Consider the following 25,507-nt stretch of genomic DNA (forward strand, 5'->3'; position numbering starts at 1 on the left):
TTATGAAAAAGCGCGCCGAAGCGCGCTTTTTCCTGGGGTCCGGGTCAGCGAATGAACTGTTCGATGTAGTCGTCCGGCAAACCCAGCGTCTTGTAATGCGCTCGGGCGGCTTCAAGCTTGGTGAACACATCTTCGTAACCCACGGCAACGCCCTGCGGATCGACGTAAGTGTAGCCACCCTGCACGTGGAACCAGGTGATCATTTCACTCACATCCTCGGGGACGAACAGGGTATGCGTTTCACCGGGCGGCTCATAGGCAAAAGACCCCTCCTCCGCGACCCAGTCATGCTCCAGGTAGTACCAACGCCCCTTGAGCACGATCGCATGCACGCCGCCGGTATGGCGGTGACGCGACAGCACGCCGGCCTGACGCACCCGCAACAGGTTGATGTAATAGCCGCCGCTGGTGTTGAGCAGCAATGGCTTGAAGGAGACAGATTTTGTTACCGGCACCCACAGCGCATCGTCTTCGAGCCACTGCGTCATGACGCCCGGATGCACCATGTCGGGCGTCATGAATGGAACTTGCGGCAACTGATACGCAATGGCGAGTTCATCAGGTTTAACAGGAGTATTCATAGTCAGGCCTCTCGGTTTTTTTGACGAATTCACAGCACTTGATTGCGCCAGGATTTCGCTTGAGGGAAAGGTTATGGCGTCGCTGTACGGGAGAAAACAGCTACTTGGTCACACCTGTTGTGACGCAGGATCACAGTGTCGGGGCGGGTTCGCGCAGACTCTGACCAGCCGTGAACCAAGGCTGTCAGCCGCCGCCAATCCTTCCACCAGGCGCTGGTAGTTCAAGGGCGGTTGCATGTTTCTGGCGTAAACCGCCGATAAGGTTGCGTCCACGAGAATATTGATCTGCGCCGTCGTCAACGGCGTGCGCTGACCCAGTTCAGCGAACGTCACGGGCAGCTTCACCGCGTGCAGCAGACGCGCGACCTGTTCAATCTCTTCGGCCGGTCGCGCCTCCACCGCCATCTGCACCAGCGTGCCGAACGCCACCAGTTCGCCATGCAGCATCGACGCCATCGCCGGTATCGCGGTCAGCCCCCGAACCAGGGCATGGGACAGTGACAAACCACCGCTCTCGAAACCGACACCGCTAATCAGCACGGTGCCTTCGATGACCCGCTCGACATCATCGGTGAGTTCATGTCGACACACCGCCTGATATGCCGGGACGCCGTACTGCATCAGCGTGTCGAAAACCAGGTTGGTGAGCATCAATGCCGTGTGCAGCGGCGGTGTGCCGAAAGAGTTGTGGCCGCCGGCGGCGTAGCACTGTCGGGCTTCGAATTTCTTGCTGATGGCATCGCCGATCCCGGCCGCGAAGAACCGTGCCGGCGCCTGAACGATGACCTCTGTATCGACAATCACCGCAGCGGGATTCATCTTCAGAAACTCCACGCCCACCACTTTGTGCTCTTCGTCGTAAAGCACGATCAGCCGACTCGTTGGCGCGTCACTTGAAGCGATCGTGGGGCAGACAATGATCGGTACGTCGAGATTGGCCGCCAGCCCCTTCGCCGTATCGATGGTCTTGCCACCGCCCAGCGCAATGATCGTGTCGGGGGCGTGCAGCAATGCCTGCTCGGATAACTGCGCAATCGCAGCGCGCGTGCACTCGCCGGGAAACTCGATGTGCAATGGCTCCAATCCCTGGTCCTGCAACGCGGCGCCAACCTGCGGCCATAGATGCCGGGCGACAAACTCATCGCAAAGCACCAGCGGCCGTGATCGACCCATGTCGCTCAGCACTCTGCCCAATTGTTGCAATGCATTCGGACCCTGCTCGTAGCGACCGGGAAATCCCATCGTTTTAACCATGACAAACGTCCTCGCAAGAAGTCATCAGCGCATCAACCAGCCGCCCGCGACATCAATCACCTGGCCGGTGATGAAGTCGCTTTCGCTCGACGTGAGAAAACACGCCGCCCTTGCCACCTCAAGCGGTGTGCCCAGCCTGCGCAGCGGCGTCTCGTCGACCACGGCTTGATTGGCGTGGGCCGATACGGTCTTGAGTAATGGCGTTTCGATTCGTCCCGGTGCCAGCGCATTGGCGGTGACTCCGAACGGCCCGAGTTCGCCGGCCAGGTGGCGGGTAAAGCCGATGATTGCGGCTTTGGTCGCACTGTAGTGCGCTGCGACAATCGGCAAGAACGCGCTGCCCGCCACCGAAGACATATTGACGATGCGCCCGAACCGGCGCTCGACCATGCCGGGCGCGAGCACTCGCACCAGGTTGAAGGAGCCATTGAGGTTGATATCGACCACCCGCAGCCACTCATCCGGCGCCATGGTCCAGATCGGCGCGGGTGCGCCGTGGTGTTTGGGCGAAATGCCGGCGTTGTTGATCAGCGTATCGATGAGGCCGAGCTCACCTTGCAAGCGCTCGCAGGCAGCAGCGCAGTCTTGAAAACTCGCGACATCAGCCTGCGCCCACGCGACCGCAAAACCCGCATCACGCAACGCCCCGGCCTGCTGTTGCACCTTGTCGGCATCAGCGTCGAGCAGCGCCACGGCTGCACCTTCTTCGCAATACAACCGCGCGATCGCCGCACCGATGCCGCCCCCGGCGCCGGTGACCATTACGGTGCGCCCGGCGTGTCTGGAATGAGTCATGAGCTGTTCTCACTTGCAGATAAATGGACTGGGTCAGAGCCCCAGATAAGCACGCTTGACGTGCGGGTTCTCCAGCAGTTCCTGGCCGGTGCCGCTGAGCACCACTTCGCCGTTCTCCAGCACGTAACCTCGATGAGCAATGCGCAGCGTATGAACGATGTTCTGCTCGACGATCAACACGGTGGTGCCCAACTGGAGAATCCTGTTGATGATCTCGAAGACCTGCGACACCAGCAGCGGCGACAGGCCCAGCGAGGGTTCATCAAACATCAACAATTTCGGCTCGGCCATCAGGCCCCGGGCGATGGCAACCATTTGTTGTTCGCCGCCCGACAGTGTCCCGGCGTTCTGATCAAGACGTTCGCGCACCCTCGGAAACAGATCGAGAATATTGTCCAGACGCTGCCTGTAGCCCGCTCGTGCACTGCGTTTGTAGGCGCCCATCAAGAGGTTGTCGCGCACGCTGATGAAGGGAAACAACTGGCGCCCCTCCGGTATCAGCGTCAGGCCCGCGTCGACAATCTGATCGGGGCGATTGCCATCGATGCGCTGGCCTTCGAATTCGATCGTGCCTTGGGACGGTGTGACGATGCCGCACAAGCTGCGCAGGGTCGTGGTTTTGCCGGCGCCGTTGGCGCCGACGATGGTCACCACCTCGCCGGCATTGACCTCGAACGACACGCCACGAAGGATCTCCGTACCGCCATAGCCGCTGTGGACGTTGTCGAGTTTAAGCATGGCTGTACTCCTTACCGAGGTAGGCTTCGATAACCTGAGGATCGTTGATCACATCGTGAGGCGCGCCCTGCATCAGCAGCGTGCCGGAACTGATCACGACGATGCGGTCAGAAAGGCTCATGGTGGCTTGCATCAAGTGCTCGATCATCAACACGCTGACGCCCGAATCACGCACCCGGCGAATCACTGCGATGGCCTTGGCAACATCCGTCGGGTTGAGGCCGGCCATGACCTCGTCGAGCAGCAGGATGCGCGGGCGGGTCGCCAGAGCGCGGGCCATTTCCAGGCGCTTCATGCCGCCGACCGTCAAGTTGCGCGCCCGGGTGTCGAGCAGCGCGGTGAGTTCGGTCAGCTCGGCGACTTGCTCGGCGATCGCCCTCGCCTCCTTCGCGTCGGCGGTGTGCATGAATGCACCGAGCATGATGTTCTCGCAGACACTCAAATCAGCGAATGGCTGCACGATCTGAAAGGTCCGGCCAATGCCTGCCCGGGCGAACTCGGCCGGGCTGTTCGGGGTGACCCAGTCGCCATTGAGCAGGCGCACTTTCACTTGGCCTTTGGATGGCAGAAGAAACCCGGAGAGCTGGTTGAACACCGTAGTTTTGCCGGCGCCGTTCGGGCCGATCACACCCACGATTTCGCCTTCGGCCAAGCTCAGCGAAACATCGTTGGTGGCGTGCAGTCCGCCAAAGAACTTGTGCAGGTTTTCTGCGACCAGAACCGGCTCACCGTGCATGGCCGAGTGGGCTTGCGCCAAGGTCGGCCCGATCGGTGCTTTTGTATTTGCCATCGAACGACGGCCGCCGGGCAATGAGTCGATCCAGGCAAATATCCGGGCCCCAAAACGCCCCACCACGCCTTGCGGAATAGTCAGCACCACCACGACCAGCACGATGCCATAGACCAGACCGTGCACCCCGCTGCCCAGATCGCCAAGCCAGCCGCGTGCCAGTTCAGCCAGCGGCAGCACCAGCAAAGTGCCGATCAGCGGTCCCGATACCGTGCCCAGTCCACCAATCAACGCGAACATGGCGATCTGAATCGACATCTCGAGAGAAAACATCGAGCCGGGTTCGATGAAGGTCAGGTACATCGCATGAAAGCTGCCGACCAGGCTGGTGATAAATGCGGACAACACCACGGCGATCAGCTTGACCTTGACCGAGTTCACGCCCACCGCATGGGCGGCGTCTTCACGCTCACGCACGGCGATCAGGTAATAACCCAGTCGGGAATTCTTGATCTTCCACGACACTGCCAATGTGATGAGCAGAAACGCGAAGGCGATCAGCAGGTATGGCCAGCGCGGGCGGAACAACATCCACTCGAAACCGAGCTTCAGCGGTACGCCCAGCCCTGCCGCACCACCGGTCACGTCATGCTGATTGATCGCCACCAGACGCACGACCTCCAGCACCGCAATGGTCGCCAAGGCAAAAAACGGCCCGCGCAATCTGAAGCACGGCCAACTGATCAGCACCGCGACAATCGACGACAGGATTGCGCCAGCGAACATGCCGATCCATGGACTGATGCCCAGTTTCATCATCAGCAGCGTCGTCGTGTAAGCGCCCACCCCATAGAACACGGCATGCCCCAACGACAGCTGGCCGGCAAACCCGCCGACGATGTTCCAGGCACTGGCCAGTGCCGCATAACTGCATATGAGGATGAACAGGTGATAAACGAACGGCGAACCAACGCTCAATGGAATGATCAGTAACAGCGCCAGGGCCAGTGCACTGACATAGACACGCGGGTGCAAAATATTCATGAACATCTTCCTCACTCAGACCCGCGACCGGCGCCGAAAAGACCTGTCGGACGAAACACCAGGATGCCCAGGAAAATCGTGAAGTAGACGACCTCCTTGAGGTCCGGCGCGATGTAGTAACCGGCGAGACTGTCGACGATGCCGATCAGCATTGAACCGATCAGTGCGCCGGACAGGCTGCCCAGACCGCCCAGCACCACAATCACAAACGCCGTCAGCACGAAGAAAGTGCCAACGGTTGGAAAGACCGGATATTGCGGAGCGATCAGTCCCGAGGCGACGCCCAGGCAGGCGCAACCCAGGCCGAAGGCAAACACATAGATGTTCTTGACGTTGACGCCCATCAGTTGCGCCGCGTTGCGATGCTGTGCAGTAGCGCGGACGGCCCGGCCGAGAAATGTGTTCTGCAAAAACCAGTGCAGCCCCGCGACCAGTGCGAGCGACGCGACAAACGTGATCAACTGACCGCTGCTGACGCGAAAGGCGCCGAAGCTGACGGTCGTGGTACCGACGCTGATGTTCTTCACCGTCATGACGTCGGCACCGAAGATCAGCAACGCGCCGTTCATCAGGGCAATCGAGACGCCCACGGTGGCGAAAATCTGGATATGTCCCTCGGCGCCAAGCAACGGTTGAATGATGAAACGCTGCATTGCCGCACCAGCGGCAAACAACAGGATCGTCGCAGGAATGATCGCCATATACGGGTGGATGCCGAAGTGCGAATTCAGCAAGTACACGGCATACAGGCCGATCATCAGAAACTCGCCATGGGCGAAGTTGACCACTCGCACGATGCCGAAAATCAGAGTCAGGCCGATGCTGATGATGGCCAACGTGCCACCGAGCAATAAGCCGTTTAACAGGAGCTGGATGAAAATTTCCACGGTTGGCGCCCTCTTTGCGAGCGAACGAACCCGTGAAGCTCAATGATCAAGCTTCAGCAGATTGCGGGGTTCAGGTATCAGGGTTGGTCGGAAAAACGCGCTTGGGCAACGGCGGCTGCCTGGGGGTAAACGGTTTTCAGCAGTCCGTTCTGCCACTGCATGATTGCCGTATTGGCGCGCTGGTTCTGGCCGTTCTTGCCAAACCTGGCACCGATGCCGGCAGCCGTGCCGCCGAGAGGAATATCGATGGTTGCCACCGAGGCACGGATCGCATCGGCGTCCAGCGAAGTACTGTTTTCCATGGCATCGAGGAATATCTTCGCCCCGACATAGTTGATCAGGCTGTGGCCCGAGCGCGGTTCGCTGCCGTAGCGATCCTTGTATGCCTTGGCGAACGCCCCGATACCGGGAGCGCCGTTTTCATTGGTCTGGAACTGTGGGAAATCGACATCGAGCACGCCTTCCATATTGGCTGCGCCGACGACCTTGACCGTGTCCTGCATGGAATAGCCGCCGCCGGCGCCGATAACGGCTTTGGGCCTGAAACCGGCTTCGCGGATCTGGCGGAAAAACAGCGTCGTGTCGTTCTGATAACTGGTCTGCAATACCACATCCGCCTGGGCGCCTTTCAAACGCAGGATCAGCGATGAGAGATCGACCGCTTTGGCCGAATACGGTAGTACCTCGACCACGTTCAGACCTTGCTCCTGAGCGATTTTTTTCTGAAACCCGGCGATGGTCGTACCGTACAGCGCATCCTCGTGGATGATCGCGACCTTCAATTGTTTCGGATCGACCTTGAGCGATGGGCTGACAATGTCCGTGATGGCGGTGATGGTGCCTTCGGCGAAATTCCTGGCGGTCGGGTTGCTGCGCATCACGTAGCTCAGATCACGCTCAGTGATGTGGTCGGACACCGCACCCAATTCGAAAAAGGGCACCCCCGCCATCTCCGTCACCTGCGTGGCCGCAAATGACAGCGCCGAGGAATAGCTGCCAAATACAGCAGTGACGTTTTCAACAGAGGTGAGCCGGCGCGCGGCACCGACCGCTTGTCCCGCATCGACTGCGTCGGCCTTGAGCAACTTGATCGGCTCGCCCTTCAAACCGCCCGAGGCATTTCGTTCGGCGACGGCCAGTTCGAGGCCACGGAAGCTCTCGTCGCCCAGCAACGCCAGGGATCCACTCAAGGGATAAAGCGCACCGATCCTGATGTCCGCGAGCGCGGCAACCGGAGTGGACAGGCAAAGCAGGATGCCGGCAGCTTTCAGCCAGCTTTTCGCGGTAGCCGCCACGGCCACGGCTTCCTCTTGAGCGAGTCTCATTGGATTCATCTCCCGCAGATATTGTTTTTATTGTTCCTTCAAATGATCCGTGCCGAGCACAGACATCGTCGGATTACAGTGGCGATGACACGCAAGTTTCTGCGCCACTGTTTGCAAGAGTACGGCTCGCCAAGATTGGCTGGATATAGCTGAAAAAGCACACCTGCTGTGAATTTTCGGCACAGCTTCTATCGCCGATTGATCAGTCCCAAGGCGCCGGCAACCACGCTTCCACCAGCCTGTCGATGAACAGCCGAATCTTCGGCGACAGGTGTCGCTTGCTCGGATAAATCACCCGGATCGGCTCGGCAGCCTCGGCGTAATCTGCGAGCAACTGCACGAGCTTGCCACTGCGCAAGTCATCGTTGACCACATAGGATGGCAACGTCGCGATACCGAGGCCTGCGGCAGTCGCCTGATGCAAGGCCTCAGCGCTGTCCATCTGCAGCCGCCCGGCATGAATGACCGACACAGGCTGACCATTGACGCGAAAATTCCACGGCAGCAATCGGCCACCGCTGACGAAGTGCAGGCACGCATGCCCGGCCAGATCTTCAGGTCTCTGCGGTGCCGGATGTTCATTCAGGTAATTGGGCGAGGCACAGGTGATCATTTGCTGGTAAGCCACCGTGCGCGTGAGTAGCCCGGAGTCTTCCTTGGGCGGACCGATGCGAATCGCCAGATCGAAACCCTCGTCGATCAGGTCGACCAGCCGATCGGAAAACGTCGCGTCGATGGCGAGCGACGGCCAGTCTCTCAGGCAGCGCTCGATGTGCTGCACAAGGTGCAGCCGGCCCAGTGCTACCGGCAGGCTCATGCGCAAGCGGCCGCTGGGCGTCGAACGGCGGAACGCCAAAGCCTCTTCGACCTCGTCCAGATCCTGCAAGATGCCCACACATCGCTCATACAGCACCCGACCATCGTCGGTCAGGCTCAGGCTGCGGGTGGTGCGGTTGAGCAGGCGGACCTGCAGACGCGATTCGAGCCGCACGATCGATTTACCGACGGCCGAGCGGGTCAGCCCGAGTTGCCTGGCCGCCGCCGTAAAACTTCCGGTATCCACCGAGGCGACGAAGGCCGCGATGTCGTTCAGGTTATGCAGTTCCATGAGGCCTCCGGGTTTGGCATTCAGGCGGGTTGGCACCGGTTATGGGGAACCCTATTCCCCAATCATGAGCATAACATCTCGATTAGTTAAGCCATCACCAACGCATGATCGAGGTCATATGAACACTGAAGTAAAAGCAGCTGTGCAAACCTGGGCCAACAGCCTCAGCGATCTGGTGCCCGTGCTCAAGGGTATCGATACCACCACTAAGATGAGCGACATCCGCGATGCCTACGCAAAAATGCTCGGGCAGAATCAACCACCGGCTGGCGTGAGGTTTGAAGCAGTCGACATGGGCGGCGTGCCCGCTACGCTGGTGACTCCGGATGAACTCAAGACCGACGCGGTGCTGATGTACATCCACGGCGGTGCCTACATCGTCGGTCGACCTGACGGCTACCACGGCATCGGCGGCAACTACGCAAAAATGCTCGGCGCGCGGGTGTACATGCCGGATTACCGCCTCGCACCCGAGCATCAATTCCCCGCCCCCATCGATGACACTTTGCGCGCCTATGAGTGGTTGCTTGAGCAGAACATCGCCGCCAGCAAGATTGCCTTCGCAGGCGAGTCGGCGGGTGGCGCGATGGTGGTCAGCGTGATGGTCGCGGCAAAATCCAAAGGCTTGCCCTTGCCTGCGGTGGGTTCGTCCATCTCGCCATGGGCCAACCTCGAACACACCGGCGCCTCCATGAGCAATCGTGAAGGCCTTGACCCGCTAAACTCCAAGCCAGTGCTGGACATCCTCGCGCGAGCCTTTCTCGGCTGCACCCTGGCCAACCATCCGCTGGCCTCGCCGGTGTTCGCCGACGTCACCGGACTGCCACCGATTCTGGTGCAGATCGGCGAAAACGAACTGATGCTCAGTGACGCCATGCGTCTGGCCAATCACCTGGCGGACAACCGCGTCCGGGTCAATCTTGAAGTGTGGCCCGGCATGTTTCACGCCTGGCATTTCTACGCGGGCATGCTGGCCGAGGGGCAGCAGGCGCTGGAGAGTTCGGTGCGGTTTATCGAGGCGGGGTTGACTGAGGCTAATCGCTGACCAAACTGCGTCCGCTGCTGATCGGCGACACTTCTGGCTGTATAGCTCGGCGCCTTGGCGGTATGGTGGTTTGCCGACCGCCGAGGAACCGTGAATGCCGAAAAAACCACCAGCCCCTGAGAACAGCGCCAGCGCAGCCGACATCGAACGCGCCATTCAGGCCTTGAACAAAATGGCCGAACGCCTGTGGGGCGACGGGCGTGAAGCCGAGGCCAAGGCGCTGCTCGATGCACTGGATGCGCTGAATCGCGCCCTCGACCGGATCCGCATCGGGGAAAGTCGCAGGGCCGTCACCCTGCACTGAATCAGACCTGATAGAACTCGCGATACCACTGCACGAATGCTTGCACGCCCTGCTCGATCGGCACCTGCGGGCTGAAGTCGATGCAGCGTGCCAGCGCCGACACGTCGGCCCAAGTCTTCAATACATCGCCCTCCTGCATCGGCAGATAACGGCGCTGGGCCTTCATGCCCAATGCCTGCTCCAGGCATTCGACGAAGATCAATAGCGCTACTGGACTGCCGCGACCGATATTGAACAGCCGGTTAGTACCACGCTCGGCGCTGAGTGCGGGCGGTTTGTCGAGCAGTCGCAAAATCCCTTCGACGATGTCATCGATGTAGGTGAAATCCCGCGCCATTTCGCCTTGGTTGTAAAGGTCGATGGCGCGCCCCTGCAGCATCGCTTCGGTGAACCTGAACAGCGCCATGTCCGGTCGCCCCCACGGGCCGTACACGGTAAAGAAGCGCAGGCCGGTGGCCTGCAACCCGTAGAGATGGCAGTAACTGTGCGCGAGCAATTCGTTGGCACGCTTGGTCGCGGCGTACAACGAAACCGGTTGGTCGACCGGGTCGTCTTCTGCAAACGGCATCTTGGTATTGGCGCCATACACCGAGCTGCTCGAGGCGTAGATAAAGTGCTCCGGCGGATGACGACGGCATGCCTGCAGAACGTTGAGAAACCCGACCAGATTCGATTGCGCATATGCATCAGGATTGTCCAGCGAGTAGCGCACACCGGCCTGGGCGGCCAAGTGAATGACCTGTTTGAAGTGTCCGTGCTGTAACAGCGCGTTCAACGCCGCCTGATCAACAATGTCCAGTCGATGGAAAGTGAAATTGGCCAACGTCTCAAGTCGTTGCAAACGCGCCTCTTTGAGTTTGACGTCGTAATAAGGGTTGAGATTGTCGATACCCACAACCTCGAGCCCCTCGCGACACAAACGCATGACCGTGTGATAACCGATAAAACCTGCGGCACCTGTCACCAGAACACTCATGATCACCTCGGCTCACCGGTTGGACTTTAAGGAGATACACAGCACCGAACATTTACCGGCCAACAACGGAAACTATTGATAGACGACCCTAGTTACCCTGGCCAGCAGCATCCGACGCGAGGTATTTAAAAGTCGAACTGCCGATGAATCGAAAGATGTAAGATTGAAACTAATTTGCTATCACGGACGCCATCTAACACCCGCGACTTCAATAACTTCGAAAAGTTTAAAAAATCCGACGAATAAATTTCACCGTTCACAAACAATGACTTACGGAACACGGCCATTATCAGCGGATGAAAGGTAATGTTTTTGACTATTAGCAATTGACAGCTTGCAAAGACTGGCCGATAACTAATCACTGCCCGATGAGCTCGCGCCGACGCGCACTTTTCTGCTCTCCGGCTATTTATGTAATTGGATCCTGAAGGTCGCAACTGCGAACCGTGCGGTAGCTTTGCTCAAACAAAAGCGCGGACTCGTTATAGCCAAGACGGCCATGGATATAACAACAACCCAATCAAGTTGATTCATTTTTGAAACACTTCTTCTGCCAATAAACATTGATGCATCTGGCTCGGCACTTTGCCTTGATCAGCCTACTACCTACTAGCAAGCATGACGGCTCGTCCCACGTTATCGGCCGCCCTGCTTACACGATCGCTATGTATGGAGTACTCCAGCATGCTAACGGTTTGCCGCAACGGCTCTAACTGGTATTTATTGCAGTGCAAGCCCCGCCAGGATGAACGGGCACAACTCAATCTGCAGCAACAGAACTATTCGACCTTTCGGCCGCAGCTGATGAGCGAGCGAAGTATTCGTGGCAAACGCCAACGAACACTGGAATCGCTGTTCCCCGGCTACGTATTCATTGAACTGAGCCGCGACGATAACTGGGCACCGATTCGCTCGACCCGCGGTGTCAGCCGCATCGTCGAATTCAACCATGTGCCCGCCCGGGTCGACGAAGACGTGATTGCGCAACTGCGCGAACGCAGCCAGGAGTCGCTCGGTTTTCCTGCCGAACCGACACTCAAGCCCGGCGAACCTCTGCAAATCGTCCAGGGTCCACTGTCCCCGCTCGAAGGCGTGTTCCTGTCCATGCAGGGCGATGAGCGGGTAATGATCCTGCTCAATTTCCTCAACCGCCAACAGCACGTCAGCGTCCCGCTGAGTTACCTCGAACGCCAGCGACAATAGTCCGGATCCGCTTCGCCCTGACCCCGACCCCCTTAATCAGGAGCGTGATCCATGGCTCTGAAGCCTCGCTGTTCCCTGGTTTTAGTCGTCGCCTGCTGTGCCCCCGAAGCTGCCTGGAGCGTTGAGCCGCAAGCGATCAATGTGTACGGCTTCGATTTCACCCCGACCTTTGCCTTGTCGGAAAGCTACGACGACAACTTTCGTGAAGTCGAACACGATGTCGAATCGACCATGGTCACCCGCCTGGCGCCGGCCTTCGAGCTCAAAGCCGAGGACCGCAACAGCGCCACGCGGGTGATCTGGGAGCCGACCCGCTACATCTATCACAGCGCCTCGGACGCTTCGAACACCGCCCAGCGTCTGCGCGCCGACAGCATCATGGAGTTCACCGACCGGCATCGGCTGAAACTCGAAGCCGAGGCACGCAAGTACGAGCGCACCACCTCGACCGCCGTCGACGGCATCAACGACAAAATCGAGAGCCAGCGCGTCGGCGGCGTCTACACCTTCGGCGCGCGCAGTGCGCTGAACCAGATCGACCTCGGCGCCAGTTACGCACAACTGCGCTATGACAACGCCGACGGCATCAACGATGACAAGGAGCGCAACACCAGCAATCTGTCCAGCACCTGGTATCACCGCCTCGGCAGCAAGACCCGTGGCCTGCTCGAATACGACCACACCCGCTTCGACTACCTGCAATCGAACAGCCCGCGCAGCAGTCGCTCCGATGCAGTGCTGGCTGGGGCCGAGTGGGACATGACAGCGAAAACCACCGGCAAGCTGCGCGTCGGTTACGAGCGAAAGAATTTCGACCAGAGCGGTTCCGACGACCTGAGCAACCCCACCTGGCAAGTGGATCTGGCGTGGAAACCGCGCACCTACTCGACCTTCACCTTCCTCGCGCGCCAGGCCATGGCCGAAGGCGATGACGGCTCCGACGCGGTGAAAGCCACCTTCACCCAGATCGGTTGGCGTCACGGCTGGACCGAGCGCATCACCACGATTGCTGAAGCCGGCATGGGTCATTACGTCTACGAAGGCCAGGACCGCAGCGACGATCTGCAGGACTACAAACTCGGCGTGAATTACGCAATGCGCCGCTGGCTGGACGTCGAAGTCGCCTATCGCCACCGCGACAACGACTCCGATGCCGACAACGAAAGCTTCACCCGCAATGTTTTCCAGATCACGTTCGACGTCAGTCTTTAGGAGGGTTGGGCCATGCACACGCGCCTGATTTTATTGTTGTTGCTGCTCTGGACAGTGCCCACGGTCGAGGCGGCGGACAACAACACCGATTACCGCCTGGCCGCTGGCGATGTCTTGCGCATCATCGTGTTCGGCGAGCCGGAACTGAGCTTCAAGAAGATCCGCCTCAACGATGCCGGCACCTTTTCCTATCCGTTTTTAGGCGAAATCGTCGCCAAGGGCCTGACGCCCAATCAGGTCGAACAAAAGCTCGTCGACGGCCTCAAGCAAGGCTACCTGGTCGATCCGAAAGTCAGCCTCAGCCAGATCGAGTACCGCCCGTTCTACATCAACGGCGAGGTGCAGAAGCCCGGCAGCTATCCGTTTCAGCCCGGCCTGACCCTGGAAAAAGCCATCGCCCTGGGTGGCGGCCTGACCGAACGCGCCTCGATGAAACGCGTGACGATTTTGCGCGGCAGTGGCGGCCCACCGGTCACTGAAAACATCTCGCGCACCACCGTCATCGCTCCCGGCGACACCATTTCCATTGCACAAGGCTTTTTCTGATCATGGACAACAGCCCAAGCACCTACCTCGAACGTCCGCTCCAGGGCCACTCGCAAACGCAAGCGGCTGATGAGTCGGACACCCTTGATCTGCTGCACCTGTGGCGCGTGGTCTGGTCGGCGAAGTGGAACATCGCCTGGCTGGTGCTGCTCAGTTGCGCGCTGGCCGTGGTGGCGCTGTCGTTCATCACGCCGCAATACGTCGGCAGTGCGACGTTGCTGATCAAGGACAAGACGCCACCGGTGTTGAGTTTTCAGCAGGCCGCCGAATCCGGCGGCGCCACCACCACTGACTACTTGCAGACCCAGCAAGCGCTGCTGCAATCGCGGGAGCTGGCCGAGCGCGCCGTACGCAAACTGGGCCTCACCACCCACCCGGTCACCGATCCACGCCAGCAGGCGCAGAGCTGGTTCACCCCGCGCCAATGGCTGGCGGAGCTCAATCGCGACCAGTGGCTGCCATGGCTGGACCTGTTGCCGCCGCCGAAGCCGCCAGCGACCGAAGAGCAAGTGTTCAATGACGTCACGCAAAACCTGATGCTGCACACCAGCGTCAAGTTTGTCGGCAAGAGTCAATTGCTGGAGATCGACGTCGAACTGCCCGACCCGGCACTCGCTGCGGCGGTGGCCAACGCCCTCGCCCAAGGCTTTATCGACAGCCAGCAGGACACCAGCCTGAAGTCCTCGCAAAACAACACCAGCTGGATGAACACCCGCCTGGTCGAGTTGCGCGACAACCTGCGCGTTGCCGAAAACAAGTTGCAGGCCTACCGCGAGGAACAGGGTCTGGTCGATGTCGACGGTGTCGCCACCATCAGTGCCAACGAGCTGCAGATGACCGGCAACCGCATGATCGATGCGCGCCGCGACCGTGCTGAAGCGGAGAGCCAGTTCCGTCAGGCGCAAGCCTTGAGCAACGGCGACATCAGTCGTTTGTCCAGCGTGCCGGCAGTGCTGAGCAATCCGCTGATTCAGCAGTTCCAGGCCGACCTGGCCAAGGCTCAGGCCAAAGTCGAAGAGTTGTCGGGCCGCTACGGGCCGAAACACCCGGCGCTGATCTCCGCCCGATCCGAACAGCGCACCGCCGCCAACAGTCTGCGCCTGCAAGTGCAGCAAGTGGTCGCCGGCATCGAGCGTCAATACCAATTGGCGGTGGCCAGCGAAGACGCCCTGCGCAAATCCTTCAACAGCAACAAAGCGCAGATTCAGGACATTTCGCGCAAGGAATTCCAGCTGCGCGAATTCCAGCGTGAAGTCGACAGCACCCGCGCGCTGTATGAAACCTTCGTCACCCGCCTCAAGGAAACCGCCGCCACTTCGGACATGGATTCGGCCAAGGCGCGCATCGTCGACCCGGCGATCGCACCGCTGGAAGCGAGCAAACCGCGCAAGAATCTGATTCTCGCGATTGTCGCGCTGGTCGCAGCGATCGTCGGCGTTGCCCTCGCCTTCCTCTTCGATACGCTCAGCAATACCTTCAAGACCGACGACACCGTCGAGAGTCTGCTCAATGTGCCGTTGCTCAGCGTCGTGCCGCTGGTGATGAAGAAGAGCCGGCGACAGTTGGCGCGGCTGTTCGAAGACAACGACCACCCGCGCTTCTGTGAAACCATCCGTAATCTGCGCACCTGGCTGATGCTGCAGAACAACGAACGCCCGGCGCAGGTGGTGCTCGTCACTTCCTCGGTGTCCGGCGAAGGCAAAAGTACCATCGCCAACAACCTTGCCTCGTCACTCGCGCCACTGGAACGGGTGCTGCTGATCGATGCCGACATGCGTCAGCCGACACTGTCGCTGAACTTCGATTTCCCGCCGCAGAGCCCCGGCCTCGCCAACCTCATGGCCGGCAGCGCACGGCTGGAAGACTGCATCCGCAGCGTCGGTAATCTGGACATGCTCCCGGCCGGCTGCCTGACGCCCGCAGCGCTGGACCCGTTCGAGGCACCACGCTTGAAAGTCTCGAGCAGTTCGAGCAACGCCGTGGCCCCCGCGCAGGACTTGCTCAGCTCACCGCGCCTCGGTCGGCTGTTGCAGATTCTCAAGTCGCGCTACCGGCACATCATCATCGATTCGCCGCCAGCGGAAATCGTCAGTGACGCGCTGTTGCTGGCGCAGCATTCCGATGCGGTGATCTACGTGGTCAAGGCGCAGAGCACGCCGGTCGGCCAGGTGCGCAAAAGCATCGCCGTATTGCAGCAGAGCCAGGCGCCGGTGTTCGGCGTGGTGCTCAATCAGGTCGATCTGCGCAAGGCGCGCAAGTACGGCCATGGCCATTCCCGTTCCTTCTACGACTACGACTTCGCCCCGCGCTGATCCTTCGGGCCGTGCCGCCCGGCCGCAGCCTGTCCTTCCCTGTACGACGAATCGGAGATCGCGCCGATGACCTCGCAATATTCCGCGCAAATGGCACACCGTCGCGGCCTCACCTTCTGGGGGCAATGGTTGTGCGCAATGACCCTGGTCAATCTGTTGCTGATTGTTCTGGTGCACTGGCGCATCGGCGCCTTGCCCAGTGAATACCGGCTACTGATCATCCTCACGGTGCTCGGCTCGATGCCGGTCTACAGCCTCGTTCAGGTCTACCACAAACGTCATGGCCTGCTGGTCGGGCTCGGCCGTTTGCTGGCCGGCTGGCTGATTCTGCTCGGACTGCTGATGAGCATCGCCTTCGTCACCCAGACCAGCGCGTTGTTCTCCCGGCAGGTGGTGATTGTCTGGGCGGTGGTCGGTTTTCTCGCCCAGGCGGCGACGTTTCTGCCGCTGCATCTGTTCGTGCGCATGTACACCAAAATGATTTGCAACGAGCGCCGCGCGGTAATCATCGGCACCTGCCCGACCGCCCATGAACTGGCGCGCAAACTCCTCGACCCGGATCGCGCGTTACTGCTCGGGTTTGTCGCGGCGAAAGCCGACAGCGGCCCGGCGCCGAGCATTCTGCCGCTGCTCGGTGAGGTCGAGGACATCCGCGAAATCATCACGCGCTTGCAGGCGCGGCGGGTGTACATCGTGCTGCCGATGGCCGAGGCGGCGACGATCGAAGCGTTGTACATCAATCTGCTCGACATGAACGTCGACGTGGTGTGGATTCCGGATCTGGGCAGCATGGTCTTGCTCAATCATTCGATCTCCGAGATCGAGCGGATGCCGGCGATTTACCTCAACGAAAGCCTGCTTACCTCGCACCCCGGCAGCCTGTTCTGCAAGGACCTGTTCGAACGCAGCGTTGCAGCGGTGGCGCTGATTCTGCTCAGCCCGCTGCTGCTCGGCGTGGCCATTGCGGTCAAGCTGACGTCGCCGGGGCCGGTGCTGTTCAAGCAGAACCGCCATGGCTGCGACGGCGAAGTGATCCGCGTGTGGAAGTTTCGCTCGATGCGCGTGCACAACGATCAGCAAGTGCGTCAGGCCACCCGCGACGACGACCGCGTCACACCGCTGGGACGCTTTCTGCGGCGCAGCTCCATCGATGAGCTGCCGCAACTGTTCAACGTGCTGTTCGGCCACATGGCGCTGGTCGGGCCGCGTCCGCACGCGGTCACCCACAACATCTATTACACCGGCAAGGTGCGCGCCTACATGGCACGGCATCGGCTCAAGCCTGGCATCACCGGTCTGGCGCAGATCACCGGGCATCGCGGCGAAACCGAGACCGTGGAAAAGATGCAGCGCCGGGTCGCTCAAGACCTCAATTACATCAATCAATGGTCGCTGTGGCTGGACATCAAGATCCTCCTGAAGACGCCCTTCACCCTGTTCTCGAAAAACATCTACTGACAGCGGCCAGCGCTCTGGCCCACCCCGCCACGCATGAGGTTTTCCCATGAATGTGAGTGTATTCGGTATCGGTTATGTCGGACTGGTCCAGGGCGCCGCGCTGGCCGAGGTCGGCCACAACGTGCTGTGTGTGGATGTCGACGCGGCCAAGGTGCAGGCCTTGAACGACGGCACTCTGCCCATCTACGAGCCGGGTCTGAAAAGCCTGGTGCGGGACAATCATCACAGCGGCCGTCTGCAATTCGGCAGTGATCTGGTCGCTGCGGTAAAGCACGGCGATGTGTTGCTGATCGCGGTCGGCACGCCGCCGGACGAGGACGGCTCGGCGGATCTCAAACATGTCCTCAGCGTCGCCCGTACCATCGGCGAACACCTGCGCGGCGAGCAGATCATCGTCGACAAATCCACGGTGCCGGTGGGCACGGCGGACCGGGTACGCGAATGCATCAGTGCAATCCTCGCCGAGAGCGGCCGCGCTGCGCTGACCTTCGATGTGGTTTCCAACCCGGAATTTCTCAAGGAAGGTTGCGCGGTCGACGACTGCATGCGCCCCGACCGGATCATCATCGGCACCGACAGCCCGCGCGCCGAAGCGCTGATGCGCGAGCTCTACGAACCGTTCAATCGCAACCGCGAAAAAATCATCGTCATGGATGTGCGCAGCGCCGAACTGACCAAGTACGCCGCCAACTGCATGCTGGCAACCAAGATCAGCTTCATGAACGAGATGGCCGGGCTTGCCGAAAAGCTTGGCGCCGACATCGAAATGGTTCGCCATGGCATCGGCTCGGATCCGCGCATCGGCTACCAGTTCATTTATCCCGGCATCGGTTACGGCGGTTCGTGTTTTCCCAAGGATGTGCGCGCGCTGATCCACGCCGCCCACGGCGTCGACATCGATGCGCGCCTGCTTCGCGCAGTCGAGTCGCGCAACAACGAGCAGAAAAGCACGCTGTTCCACAAGATCGCCGAGCACTTCAACGGTGCGCTGGAAGGCAAGACCTTCGCGCTGTGGGGCCTCAGTTTCAAGCCCAACACCGATGACATGCGCGAAGCGCCCAGCCGCGTGTTGATGGAGGCGTTGTGGCGAGCCGGCGCCAATGTGCAGGCATTCGACCCGAAAGCCATGGAACAGGCGCAGCAGCTTTACGGCCCGCGCGATGACCTGGCGCTGGCCGGCACCAAAGAGGCGGCGCTGAAAAATGCCGACGCGCTGGTGATCGTCACCGAGTGGCAAGCGTTTCGCGCGCCGGACTTCGAACTGCTCGCCCGCCAGCTTAAAAATCCGCTGATCTTCGATGGCCGCAATTTGTTCGATCCGCAACGCCTCAGCGCACGCGGTTTCACCTACATCAGCGTCGGCCGGCCAACCTGCGCCGCTGAAGCACAGGATCTCGCGTCATGATCCGCCTGGAATTGCTCGACCGTTATTCGCCGGCCCTGCTGGACTCCAACCGGGCCTTCTCCTTTCTCAACTTCGCCTCGATCGGCAGTTTCATCCGTCAGCCGCCGTCGTCGCTGGCGTATTTTTGCGACGGCATGCTGATGTCCGGGTTCATGTCGCGCATCACCGGGCGCGCGGTGCAGCGGGTCAGTTTCGATTTCACCTCGATTGCCGATCCGGTGTTGCGTGAATCCGAGCAGCGCGGCAAACGCGTCTACGTGGTCGGTGCGCGGCAGGCCGAGCTTGATCGTTTCGTGGAAAAGCTCGGCACGCAGTACCCGCGCCTGCAACTGGTCGGCGCGCACAACGGTTTCTTCGATGCCAAGCAAGGCGCCGCGCTTCAGGCTGATATCCGTCGGCAGCGGACCAACCTGTTGCTGGTCGGCCTCGGCGCCGGTCTGCAGGAGCGCTTTGTCCTCGAAGCGCTGCGCGGCGGTTTCAGCGGCGTGGCGTTCACCTGCGGCGGTTTCATTCGTCAGGAAGCCGATGCCGGCGAGCGTTACTACCCCGACGCCATCAACCGCCTGCACCTGCGCGCCTTCTACCGCATGTACCGCGAGCCGCACACGATCAAGCGCTACCTGCTCGACTACCCGAGCAATGCCCTGCGCCTGACCGAACTGATTCTGCGCCAGCAAGTGGCAATCAATGTCACCGCCCCATGAGGATTGTGCCGATGCATATTCTGTTCACGCTCAAGGATTACCAGACTGGCGGCGGCGTCGAGTGCGTGCAGCAGCGCCTCGCCGAGCAGTTTCTGGCGGACGGCCGGCGGGTGAGTTTTTTCGTCATGAACGGCGACTCGCCCAACGTCGACGGCGCGCCGAGCATGGCCGGTGGCGGCAGTGGGCTCGCGGGCTGGCTGAAGTCGATCGTGCTGTTGCGCCGGCTGATTCGCCGCGAAAGCGTGACGCACCTGATTGGCGCCAAGGAACAGGCCAATCTCTGCACCTGGTTCGCCACCCTGGGCAGTCCCTGCAAAGTCATTTACACCCGCCACGCCGCGCTGGATTGCGCCGAGCAGAACACCGGACGCGCCAGCCTGCGCCTGTTGTACGCGCTGTACCTGTGCGGCAGCGGCAAGGTGGTCGCGGTGTCCCACGGTCTGCGCCAGTCGCTTGCCGGATTGATGCCGTGGGGGCGACCGCGCATCCGTTATTGCCCGAACGCAGTCATCAGCGAACAACTGATGCGCGCGGCACAAGCGCCGCTGCCCGGTGGTGTGCCCCATCATTACTGGCTGGGCATCGGCCGACTGGTGCATACCAAGGGCTTCGATTTGCTGCTCGACGCCTATGCGCTGGCGGCGCAACAACGCACGTTGCCGTATCTGGTGATTGCCGGCGACGGCCCGTTACGCGCAGAGCTTGAGGCGCAGGCGCAACGGCTGGGCATCGAACGCTTGGTGCATTTCACCGGGCATCTGCGTAATCCCTATCCGCTGATCCGCCATGCGCAACTGTTGGTGCTCAGTTCTTTGCACGAAGGTTTGCCGACGGTACTGGTCGAGGCGCTGGCGTTGGGTACGGCGGTAATATCCACCGACTGCGGCAGCGGGCCGCGCGAGTTGCTCGACGATGGACGCCTCGGGCGTTTGGTCGTCGTCAACGATGTGCCAGCCCTGGCCGAGGCGCTGCTCGACAGTCTGGCCAGCCGCGAACCGGCAGCTCCAGCCCGACATTCAGTCAGCGAAGCGATCCTGCCCTACACCAGCCAGTACGCCGCCCAGGCCTATTACCAAGTGTGGAACCGATGAAAAAGCTGCTGATCATCCTCCAGGACCTCGGCGCCGGCGGCGCGGAGAAAATGATGGTGCGCCTCGCCGGCGCCTTGGTTGAGGCCGGCAATGAAGTCACGCTGCTGATGCTCACCGGTGCCGGCATCAATCAGCCGGCGCTCGACCCACGAGTCAGACAAGTGCTGCTCGACAGTCCGCGCAGCGCGGCGGCTGTGCCGGCACTGACACGGTTTTTACGCAGCAATCAGTACGACGCGCAACTGGCCGCCCTCACCCACGTCAACGTCGTGGCGATTGCCGCCGCCGCGCTGTCCGGGACGCTGGCGCGGCTGCATGTCAGCGAGCGCAATGCCTTTTCGCGGGACAAACACGTCAACCCGGCGCTGTCGGTCAAGCTTGCCTACTGGCTGGCGCCGTGGCTGTACCGGCTGATTCCCAACCCGGTGATCTGCGTGTCACAAGGCGTCGCCGAGGATCTGGTCGACACCACCATCGCCCGCGCGCGCGATGTGACGACCGCTGACAACCCGGTGCTCGACAACGATTTTCGTGACAAACCCGCCGCCGCGCCCAGCCATCCCTGGCTGAAGGACAAAACCACCCCGGTGATCGTCGCCGTGGGTCGACTGGCGCAACAAAAGGGCTTCGACACTCTGATCGACGCCTTCGCCCGTCTGCCGCAACGCGATGCGCGGCTGATCATCTTCGGCGAAGGCGCCCTGCGCGGCGAACTGCTGGCCCAAGCGACAGCGCTCGGCGTCGCAGAGCGTTGCGATCTACCGGGATACGCCAGTGACCCTATCGCCGAGATTGCCCGAGCGGACTGTTTCGTCCTGTCGTCGCGTTTCGAGGGCAGCCCCAACGCGTTGGTCGAAGCCCTGTCGACCGGCACGCCGGTCGTGGCGACCCGCTGCCCGTACGGCCCGCAGGAAATCCTCGGCGATGGCGCCGTCGCCCCCTTGGTCGATGTTGACGATCCGGCCGCGCTCGCCAGCGCAATCAGCGCACAAATGGCCGCGCCACGAGCCCTGCATCGCCAGCGGCGGATTGATGCCGCCGCGCGCTTCGTCAGCGGCCGCGCGGTGCAGACCTACCTCAAGGCGTTACTTGGGAGGCGCTGAGATGAACCGCCTGCAAGTGCGTTATTCGACGCTGGCCGATGCCTTCACCCTGTTCGGTGTGCTGTTCTATACGCAAGTGATCGGCTTCTTTCTGCGCCTGGGTAATGTGAGCACGCTGGACGATGCGCAGCAGGATCTGGAAGGCAATCTGGCCAATCAGGTCTGCGGCTTGCTGACGTTGCTGGTGCCGCTGTTCTTCTTCATTCGCCACAAAGTGTTCCTCAGCAAGAGTTTCTACCGGCAGAACCTGTTTTTGCTGTTGTTTCTCGGCTGCGTGGCGGCGTCGATCAGTTGGTCGAGCGAGCCGATGCTCAGTTTCAAGCGTTTCGTTGCGCTGCTCAGCGTGGTGTTTTTTGCCGGTTTTATCGCTTGGCGCTACAGCATCGAGCGGATCGCTTTTCTGTTCGGCTGCGTGATCGGTGCAGCGGCGCTAGTCGGGTTGATCTTCGCCGTGATTCGCCCGGACATCGCCTTTATTTCCGGCGGCATCCGTGACGGTGCGTTTCGCGGGGTGTTCGCGGAAAAGAATGCCGGTGCACGCCTGAACGCTATTGCGATCCTGTTGCTGCTGCCGATGATCCGCCAGCGCAACCCAATGGCCATGCTCTACGGCCTGTTCGCGCTAATTGCCATTGGCCTGGCGCAGTCGGCCACGGCGATTGCGTTGATCGTCGCCGGCACCGCCAGTTACGCCTACTTCATCACCCTGATCCGCTTGCGCATCAACCGCTCACTGTTGGCGTTCACGGCGGCGACGCTGGTGTTCTTCCTTCTGTGTGGCGTGCTCTACGCCAACTACGCGATGCTGCTGGAACTGGTTGGCCGTGACCCGTCGCTGACCGACCGCACGCTGATCTGGGAACTGTTGCAACCGCTGATCGATGCGCAATTTCTCAAGGGCTACGGTTTCGGCGCGTTCTGGGCCAGTGCCGATGCAGATGCGTTCATTACGCGCTGGGGCTACATCGGCAACGCGCACAGCGGCTACGTCGAAACCCTGCTCAATGGCGGCCTGATTCAGTTGATCGCCCTGCTGCTGATGTTTGCCCAGACCCTGAGCAAGCGCTATCGCGCAATCACCGCAGATCAGTCCGCGCGCTATCAGGCCTGTGCGCTGGTGATCATCGGCCTGTTCGTCGTTACCAATTACGTCGCCTACGTGATCCCCAACTATCGCTCGGGTGAGTTCCTGATTTTCTGCGTGCTCAGCCTGACCTTCCGCCATCACCTCGTCGCCCGTCCGCAGCCGCTGCCAGCGGCGAATGCTCGGCCAATGCGCGGCACTTTCCGGGAGCAACGCCCATGCTGAATGATCCCTCGGCCGTCACCGTGTGCGTGGTGGTTCCGCTGTACAACGCCGCCGCCAGCATTCAACGCACACTGGACTCGGTGTGCGCACAGACCCGCCCGCCGGACAAAGTCATTGTCGTTGATGACGGTTCCAGCGATGCCGGGCCAGAGATCGTCAGGCAGTACGCCGCGCCCTTCCCCATCGTGCTGTTGCAGCAGCCCAACCAAGGCCCGGCCAGTGCACGCAATCGCGGCGTGTTCAGCGCCGAAGAAACCTTTATCGCTTTCCTTGATGCCGACGACCGCTGGCATCCGGAAAAACTGCAAAAACAACTGGCACTGCACGCGGAATTGACCCGACAGGGACGCAAAGTCGGTTTGATCGATTGCTTTCAGATGAGCGAATTCAGTGATGGCAAACGCCAATTGGAGGATCGCTGTAAACACGGCGAGCACTTTGCCGACTTCATGCGCGAGAACATCATCAACGGCACCTCCGGCGTACTCGCCCTGCGCGAGATCATCGTCGCCATTGGCGGCTTCGATCAGAGCCTGCGTTTTGCCGAGGACCGCCTGTTGTGGACGCGCATCGCGGAAATCAGCGAGATCCACAGCGTGCCGCAGATTCTGCACTGGCGCGCCGTCAATGCCGCCAACATCACCGCGCAACCGCACAAGTATTACCCGCACAAGCTGCGCTTCATCCAGCTGTACCTGGCGCGTTACGGCACCCGGCTGAACCAGCAGCAGCGGATCTATTTCGTTCTCGCCAATCACGCGGAATTTCTCAATGCCTTTTCCCGGCGCGGCGATCATCGCCGGGTCATCGAGGTGTTCCGACAGATGCTCGGGCATTCGTGGCAGACGCTGTTGTTCTCCCGGGGCAAACCGACCCTGCGCTACCTCTACGCCTGCTTGAAAAGTCTGGGCAACAGCCGCTGAATTTCAGGGATCGCGCCATGGCCAACCGTCGCCTGATGACCCTCGCATGGATTTTCACCGAGAAGTTCGGCCTGATTTTCCTGTCGATGATCACCTTTGTCGTGTACGCGCATTTGTTGACGCCGACGGAGTTGGGCATCGGCACGTTGATCATCGCCGTGGTCGAAGTGGTCGGCATTCTGTTCTCGTCGATGCTGGAAGACCCGCTGGTGCGCCTGCAGCGGATGGAAGACAAACACATCAGCAGCGTGTTCTGGTTTGCCGTGCTGGTCAGCCTGCTATCGATTGCGTTGATCTCGTTGGCGGTGGTGCTGTATACGCCGTCCACCGCGTTGCGCTGGATGACCGCCGTGGCCTCGGTGAAAATCCTTTTCACCCTGATGGCGCGGGTGTATGTGGCGAAAATGCGCCGCAGCGGCAATTTCAGGCTGCTGGCCTCGCGCACCTTGCTCGGCAAAGTGGCTGGCGGGGTTGGCGGCGTGGCCGTGGCGCTGCTGGGTTTCGGCCCGTGGGCGGTGGTCGCGCAGGCGCTGATCATGGACGGCGTTTCCACGCTGGTGCTGATGCGCAGCGAACGTCGGCGCATTCCCTTGCTGATCGACCGCCAGGTGCTGGGCGAACTGCTGCGCGCCGGTCTGCCGGTCTGTGTCAACGTGATGAGTTCGCAAACCCTGCAACGCGGCGTCAATCTGATTCTCGGCCTGACTGCCGGGGCGCACGCGGTGGGCATGTTCAATCTGGCCATGCGCATCATCGACCTGCCGCGCTCGGCGATCTACAACGGCTTGATGAGTTACGCCTTGCCGGTGTTCGCCCGGCGCAGTGCCGAACCGGCGCGGCTGATCGGGATGATTGGCGATTCCACGGCGATCAGCGGCTTCGTGCTCACGCCGCTGTTCTTCGGCATCGCCCTGACCGCCGAAGACATCATCCTGCTGATCTTCGGCGCGAAATGGGCCGACGCGATTCCCTTGCTGCAAGTGCTCGCCTGCACGGCGGCGCTGGGCAATCTGGCGCTGTATGCAACCACTGCGCTGGTGGCGGTCAATCGCACGCACCTGACGCTCAAGGCCGAAGTTGCCACCACCCTGCTCGCGCTGGCGCTGGTCTATCTGCTCGGCGCGACCTACGGCGGCATGGCGGCGGCGCTGGCATTGCTGCTGCGCATGCTGCTGATCACGCCGTTGCAGGTACGCGGCCTGCACGCCGCGATCGGTTACGACTGGCGCAGCTTCTTTCAGTCCAGTTACCGCAGCCTGCTTGCCTCTTTCGTGATGGTCGTCGTGGTGATGTGGCTGTCGCGGCAGACCGGCCTGTCCGGTTATGCGCACCTGGCCGGCGACATTGCCATCGGCACGCTGACCTATGCCTTGGCCTACAGCCTGCTGCACCCGCGCTGGCCGCAAGAATTCAAGTTGGTGTTCACCGCCCGCTGAGCTGCATTTCCTCGCAAT

23 protein-coding genes are annotated in these 25,507 nt (G+C 60.9%); 14 read left to right on the forward strand and 9 right to left on the reverse strand.

Annotation, left to right across the window (positions count from 1 at the left end; translation table 11 throughout):
• Positions 1-44: 44 nt before the first annotated feature.
• The 8 genes from AB4N48_RS11550 to AB4N48_RS11585 all read right to left on the reverse strand — a co-directional run bounded on the left by AB4N48_RS11550 (position 45) and on the right by AB4N48_RS11585 (position 8,462).
• Positions 45-581 carry a 2,4'-dihydroxyacetophenone dioxygenase family protein gene (locus tag AB4N48_RS11550; RefSeq protein ID WP_024012829.1) on the reverse strand — a complete coding sequence of 179 codons (537 nt, stop codon included), beginning with the start codon at positions 579-581 and terminating at the stop codon, positions 45-47.
• Positions 582-689: 108 nt separating this feature from the next.
• On the reverse strand, positions 690-1,835 hold the full coding sequence (locus AB4N48_RS11555; protein ID WP_460095455.1) for a glycerol dehydrogenase: 1,146 nt from the start codon (positions 1,833-1,835) through the stop codon (positions 690-692).
• Between the two features lie 24 nt (positions 1,836-1,859).
• Positions 1,860-2,630, reverse strand: coding sequence for an SDR family oxidoreductase (locus AB4N48_RS11560; RefSeq protein WP_460095456.1), 771 nt, complete (start codon positions 2,628-2,630; stop codon positions 1,860-1,862).
• A gap of 33 nt (positions 2,631-2,663) precedes the next feature.
• Positions 2,664-3,368, reverse strand: coding sequence for an ABC transporter ATP-binding protein (locus AB4N48_RS11565; RefSeq protein WP_073474647.1), 705 nt, complete (start codon positions 3,366-3,368; stop codon positions 2,664-2,666).
• Positions 3,361-5,142: a branched-chain amino acid ABC transporter ATP-binding protein/permease gene (locus AB4N48_RS11570; RefSeq protein ID WP_460095457.1), complete on the reverse strand. Its 1,782-nt coding sequence runs from the start codon at positions 5,140-5,142 to the stop codon at positions 3,361-3,363. The genes AB4N48_RS11565 and AB4N48_RS11570 overlap by 8 nt, the downstream gene beginning before the upstream one ends.
• Before the next feature lie 11 nt (positions 5,143-5,153).
• A complete protein-coding gene (locus AB4N48_RS11575) occupies positions 5,154-6,029 on the reverse strand; it encodes a branched-chain amino acid ABC transporter permease (protein WP_024012825.1) in 876 nt (291 codons plus the stop codon).
• A 77-nt stretch (positions 6,030-6,106) separates the two neighbouring features.
• The gene (locus AB4N48_RS11580; RefSeq protein ID WP_016774568.1) at positions 6,107-7,354 is read right to left on the reverse strand and encodes an ABC transporter substrate-binding protein; all 1,248 of its coding nucleotides are present in this window, start codon (positions 7,352-7,354) and stop codon (positions 6,107-6,109) included.
• 202 nt (positions 7,355-7,556) lie between these two features.
• A complete protein-coding gene (locus AB4N48_RS11585) occupies positions 7,557-8,462 on the reverse strand; it encodes a LysR family transcriptional regulator (RefSeq protein ID WP_460095458.1) in 906 nt (301 codons plus the stop codon).
• Between the two features lie 118 nt (positions 8,463-8,580).
• On the opposite strand from AB4N48_RS11585, the gene AB4N48_RS11590 reads away from it, so the two are divergent.
• A complete protein-coding gene (locus AB4N48_RS11590) occupies positions 8,581-9,507 on the forward strand; it encodes an alpha/beta hydrolase (RefSeq protein ID WP_252883737.1) in 927 nt (308 codons plus the stop codon).
• A gap of 94 nt (positions 9,508-9,601) precedes the next feature.
• A complete protein-coding gene (locus tag AB4N48_RS11595; RefSeq protein ID WP_460095459.1) occupies positions 9,602-9,811 on the forward strand; it encodes a hypothetical protein in 210 nt (69 codons plus the stop codon).
• A 1-nt stretch (position 9,812) separates the two neighbouring features.
• Here AB4N48_RS11595 and AB4N48_RS11600 read toward each other — a convergent pair whose 3' ends face one another.
• Complete coding sequence (locus tag AB4N48_RS11600) at positions 9,813-10,787, reverse strand: NAD-dependent epimerase (RefSeq protein ID WP_460095460.1); 975 nt, start codon at positions 10,785-10,787, stop codon at positions 9,813-9,815.
• A gap of 684 nt (positions 10,788-11,471) precedes the next feature.
• Between AB4N48_RS11600 and rfaH the strand changes: the two genes are divergently transcribed.
• The 12 genes from rfaH to AB4N48_RS11660 all read left to right on the forward strand — a co-directional run bounded on the left by rfaH (position 11,472) and on the right by AB4N48_RS11660 (position 25,489).
• The gene (gene rfaH / locus AB4N48_RS11605) at positions 11,472-11,990 is read left to right on the forward strand and encodes a transcription/translation regulatory transformer protein RfaH (protein ID WP_110599474.1); all 519 of its coding nucleotides are present in this window, start codon (positions 11,472-11,474) and stop codon (positions 11,988-11,990) included.
• A gap of 51 nt (positions 11,991-12,041) precedes the next feature.
• Positions 12,042-13,202, forward strand: a complete 1,161-nt coding sequence (locus AB4N48_RS11610) for an outer membrane beta-barrel protein (RefSeq protein WP_353187778.1) — start codon at positions 12,042-12,044, stop codon at positions 13,200-13,202.
• Between the two features lie 12 nt (positions 13,203-13,214).
• Complete coding sequence (locus AB4N48_RS11615; protein WP_460095461.1) at positions 13,215-13,748, forward strand: polysaccharide biosynthesis/export family protein; 534 nt, start codon at positions 13,215-13,217, stop codon at positions 13,746-13,748.
• A gap of 2 nt (positions 13,749-13,750) precedes the next feature.
• Positions 13,751-16,060 carry a GumC family protein gene (locus AB4N48_RS11620; protein WP_460095462.1) on the forward strand — a complete coding sequence of 770 codons (2,310 nt, stop codon included), beginning with the start codon at positions 13,751-13,753 and terminating at the stop codon, positions 16,058-16,060.
• A 66-nt stretch (positions 16,061-16,126) separates the two neighbouring features.
• Positions 16,127-17,518 carry an undecaprenyl-phosphate glucose phosphotransferase gene (locus tag AB4N48_RS11625; RefSeq protein WP_056785633.1) on the forward strand — a complete coding sequence of 464 codons (1,392 nt, stop codon included), beginning with the start codon at positions 16,127-16,129 and terminating at the stop codon, positions 17,516-17,518.
• Positions 17,519-17,564: 46 nt separating this feature from the next.
• A complete protein-coding gene (locus AB4N48_RS11630; RefSeq protein WP_460095463.1) occupies positions 17,565-18,923 on the forward strand; it encodes a UDP-glucose dehydrogenase family protein in 1,359 nt (452 codons plus the stop codon).
• Positions 18,920-19,627 (forward strand): WecB/TagA/CpsF family glycosyltransferase, encoded by a 708-nt coding sequence (locus tag AB4N48_RS11635; RefSeq protein WP_460095465.1) that lies wholly within the window; start codon positions 18,920-18,922, stop codon positions 19,625-19,627. The genes AB4N48_RS11630 and AB4N48_RS11635 overlap by 4 nt, the downstream gene beginning before the upstream one ends.
• 11 nt (positions 19,628-19,638) lie before the next feature.
• Positions 19,639-20,718, forward strand: a complete 1,080-nt coding sequence (locus tag AB4N48_RS11640; protein ID WP_460095466.1) for a glycosyltransferase — start codon at positions 19,639-19,641, stop codon at positions 20,716-20,718.
• On the forward strand, positions 20,715-21,821 hold the full coding sequence (locus AB4N48_RS11645) for a glycosyltransferase (protein ID WP_150635431.1): 1,107 nt from the start codon (positions 20,715-20,717) through the stop codon (positions 21,819-21,821). Before AB4N48_RS11640 ends, AB4N48_RS11645 begins: the two co-directional genes overlap by 4 nt.
• A gap of 1 nt (position 21,822) precedes the next feature.
• The gene (locus tag AB4N48_RS11650) at positions 21,823-23,130 is read left to right on the forward strand and encodes an O-antigen ligase family protein (RefSeq protein WP_460095467.1); all 1,308 of its coding nucleotides are present in this window, start codon (positions 21,823-21,825) and stop codon (positions 23,128-23,130) included.
• On the forward strand, positions 23,124-24,053 hold the full coding sequence (locus AB4N48_RS11655; RefSeq protein ID WP_056785618.1) for a glycosyltransferase family 2 protein: 930 nt from the start codon (positions 23,124-23,126) through the stop codon (positions 24,051-24,053). The genes AB4N48_RS11650 and AB4N48_RS11655 overlap by 7 nt, the downstream gene beginning before the upstream one ends.
• Positions 24,054-24,070: 17 nt before the next feature.
• Positions 24,071-25,489, forward strand: a complete 1,419-nt coding sequence (locus tag AB4N48_RS11660; RefSeq protein WP_460095468.1) for an oligosaccharide flippase family protein — start codon at positions 24,071-24,073, stop codon at positions 25,487-25,489.
• Positions 25,490-25,507: the final 18 nt, after the last annotated feature.

It is taken from the genome of Pseudomonas sp. S2_C11, assembly GCF_054668395.1.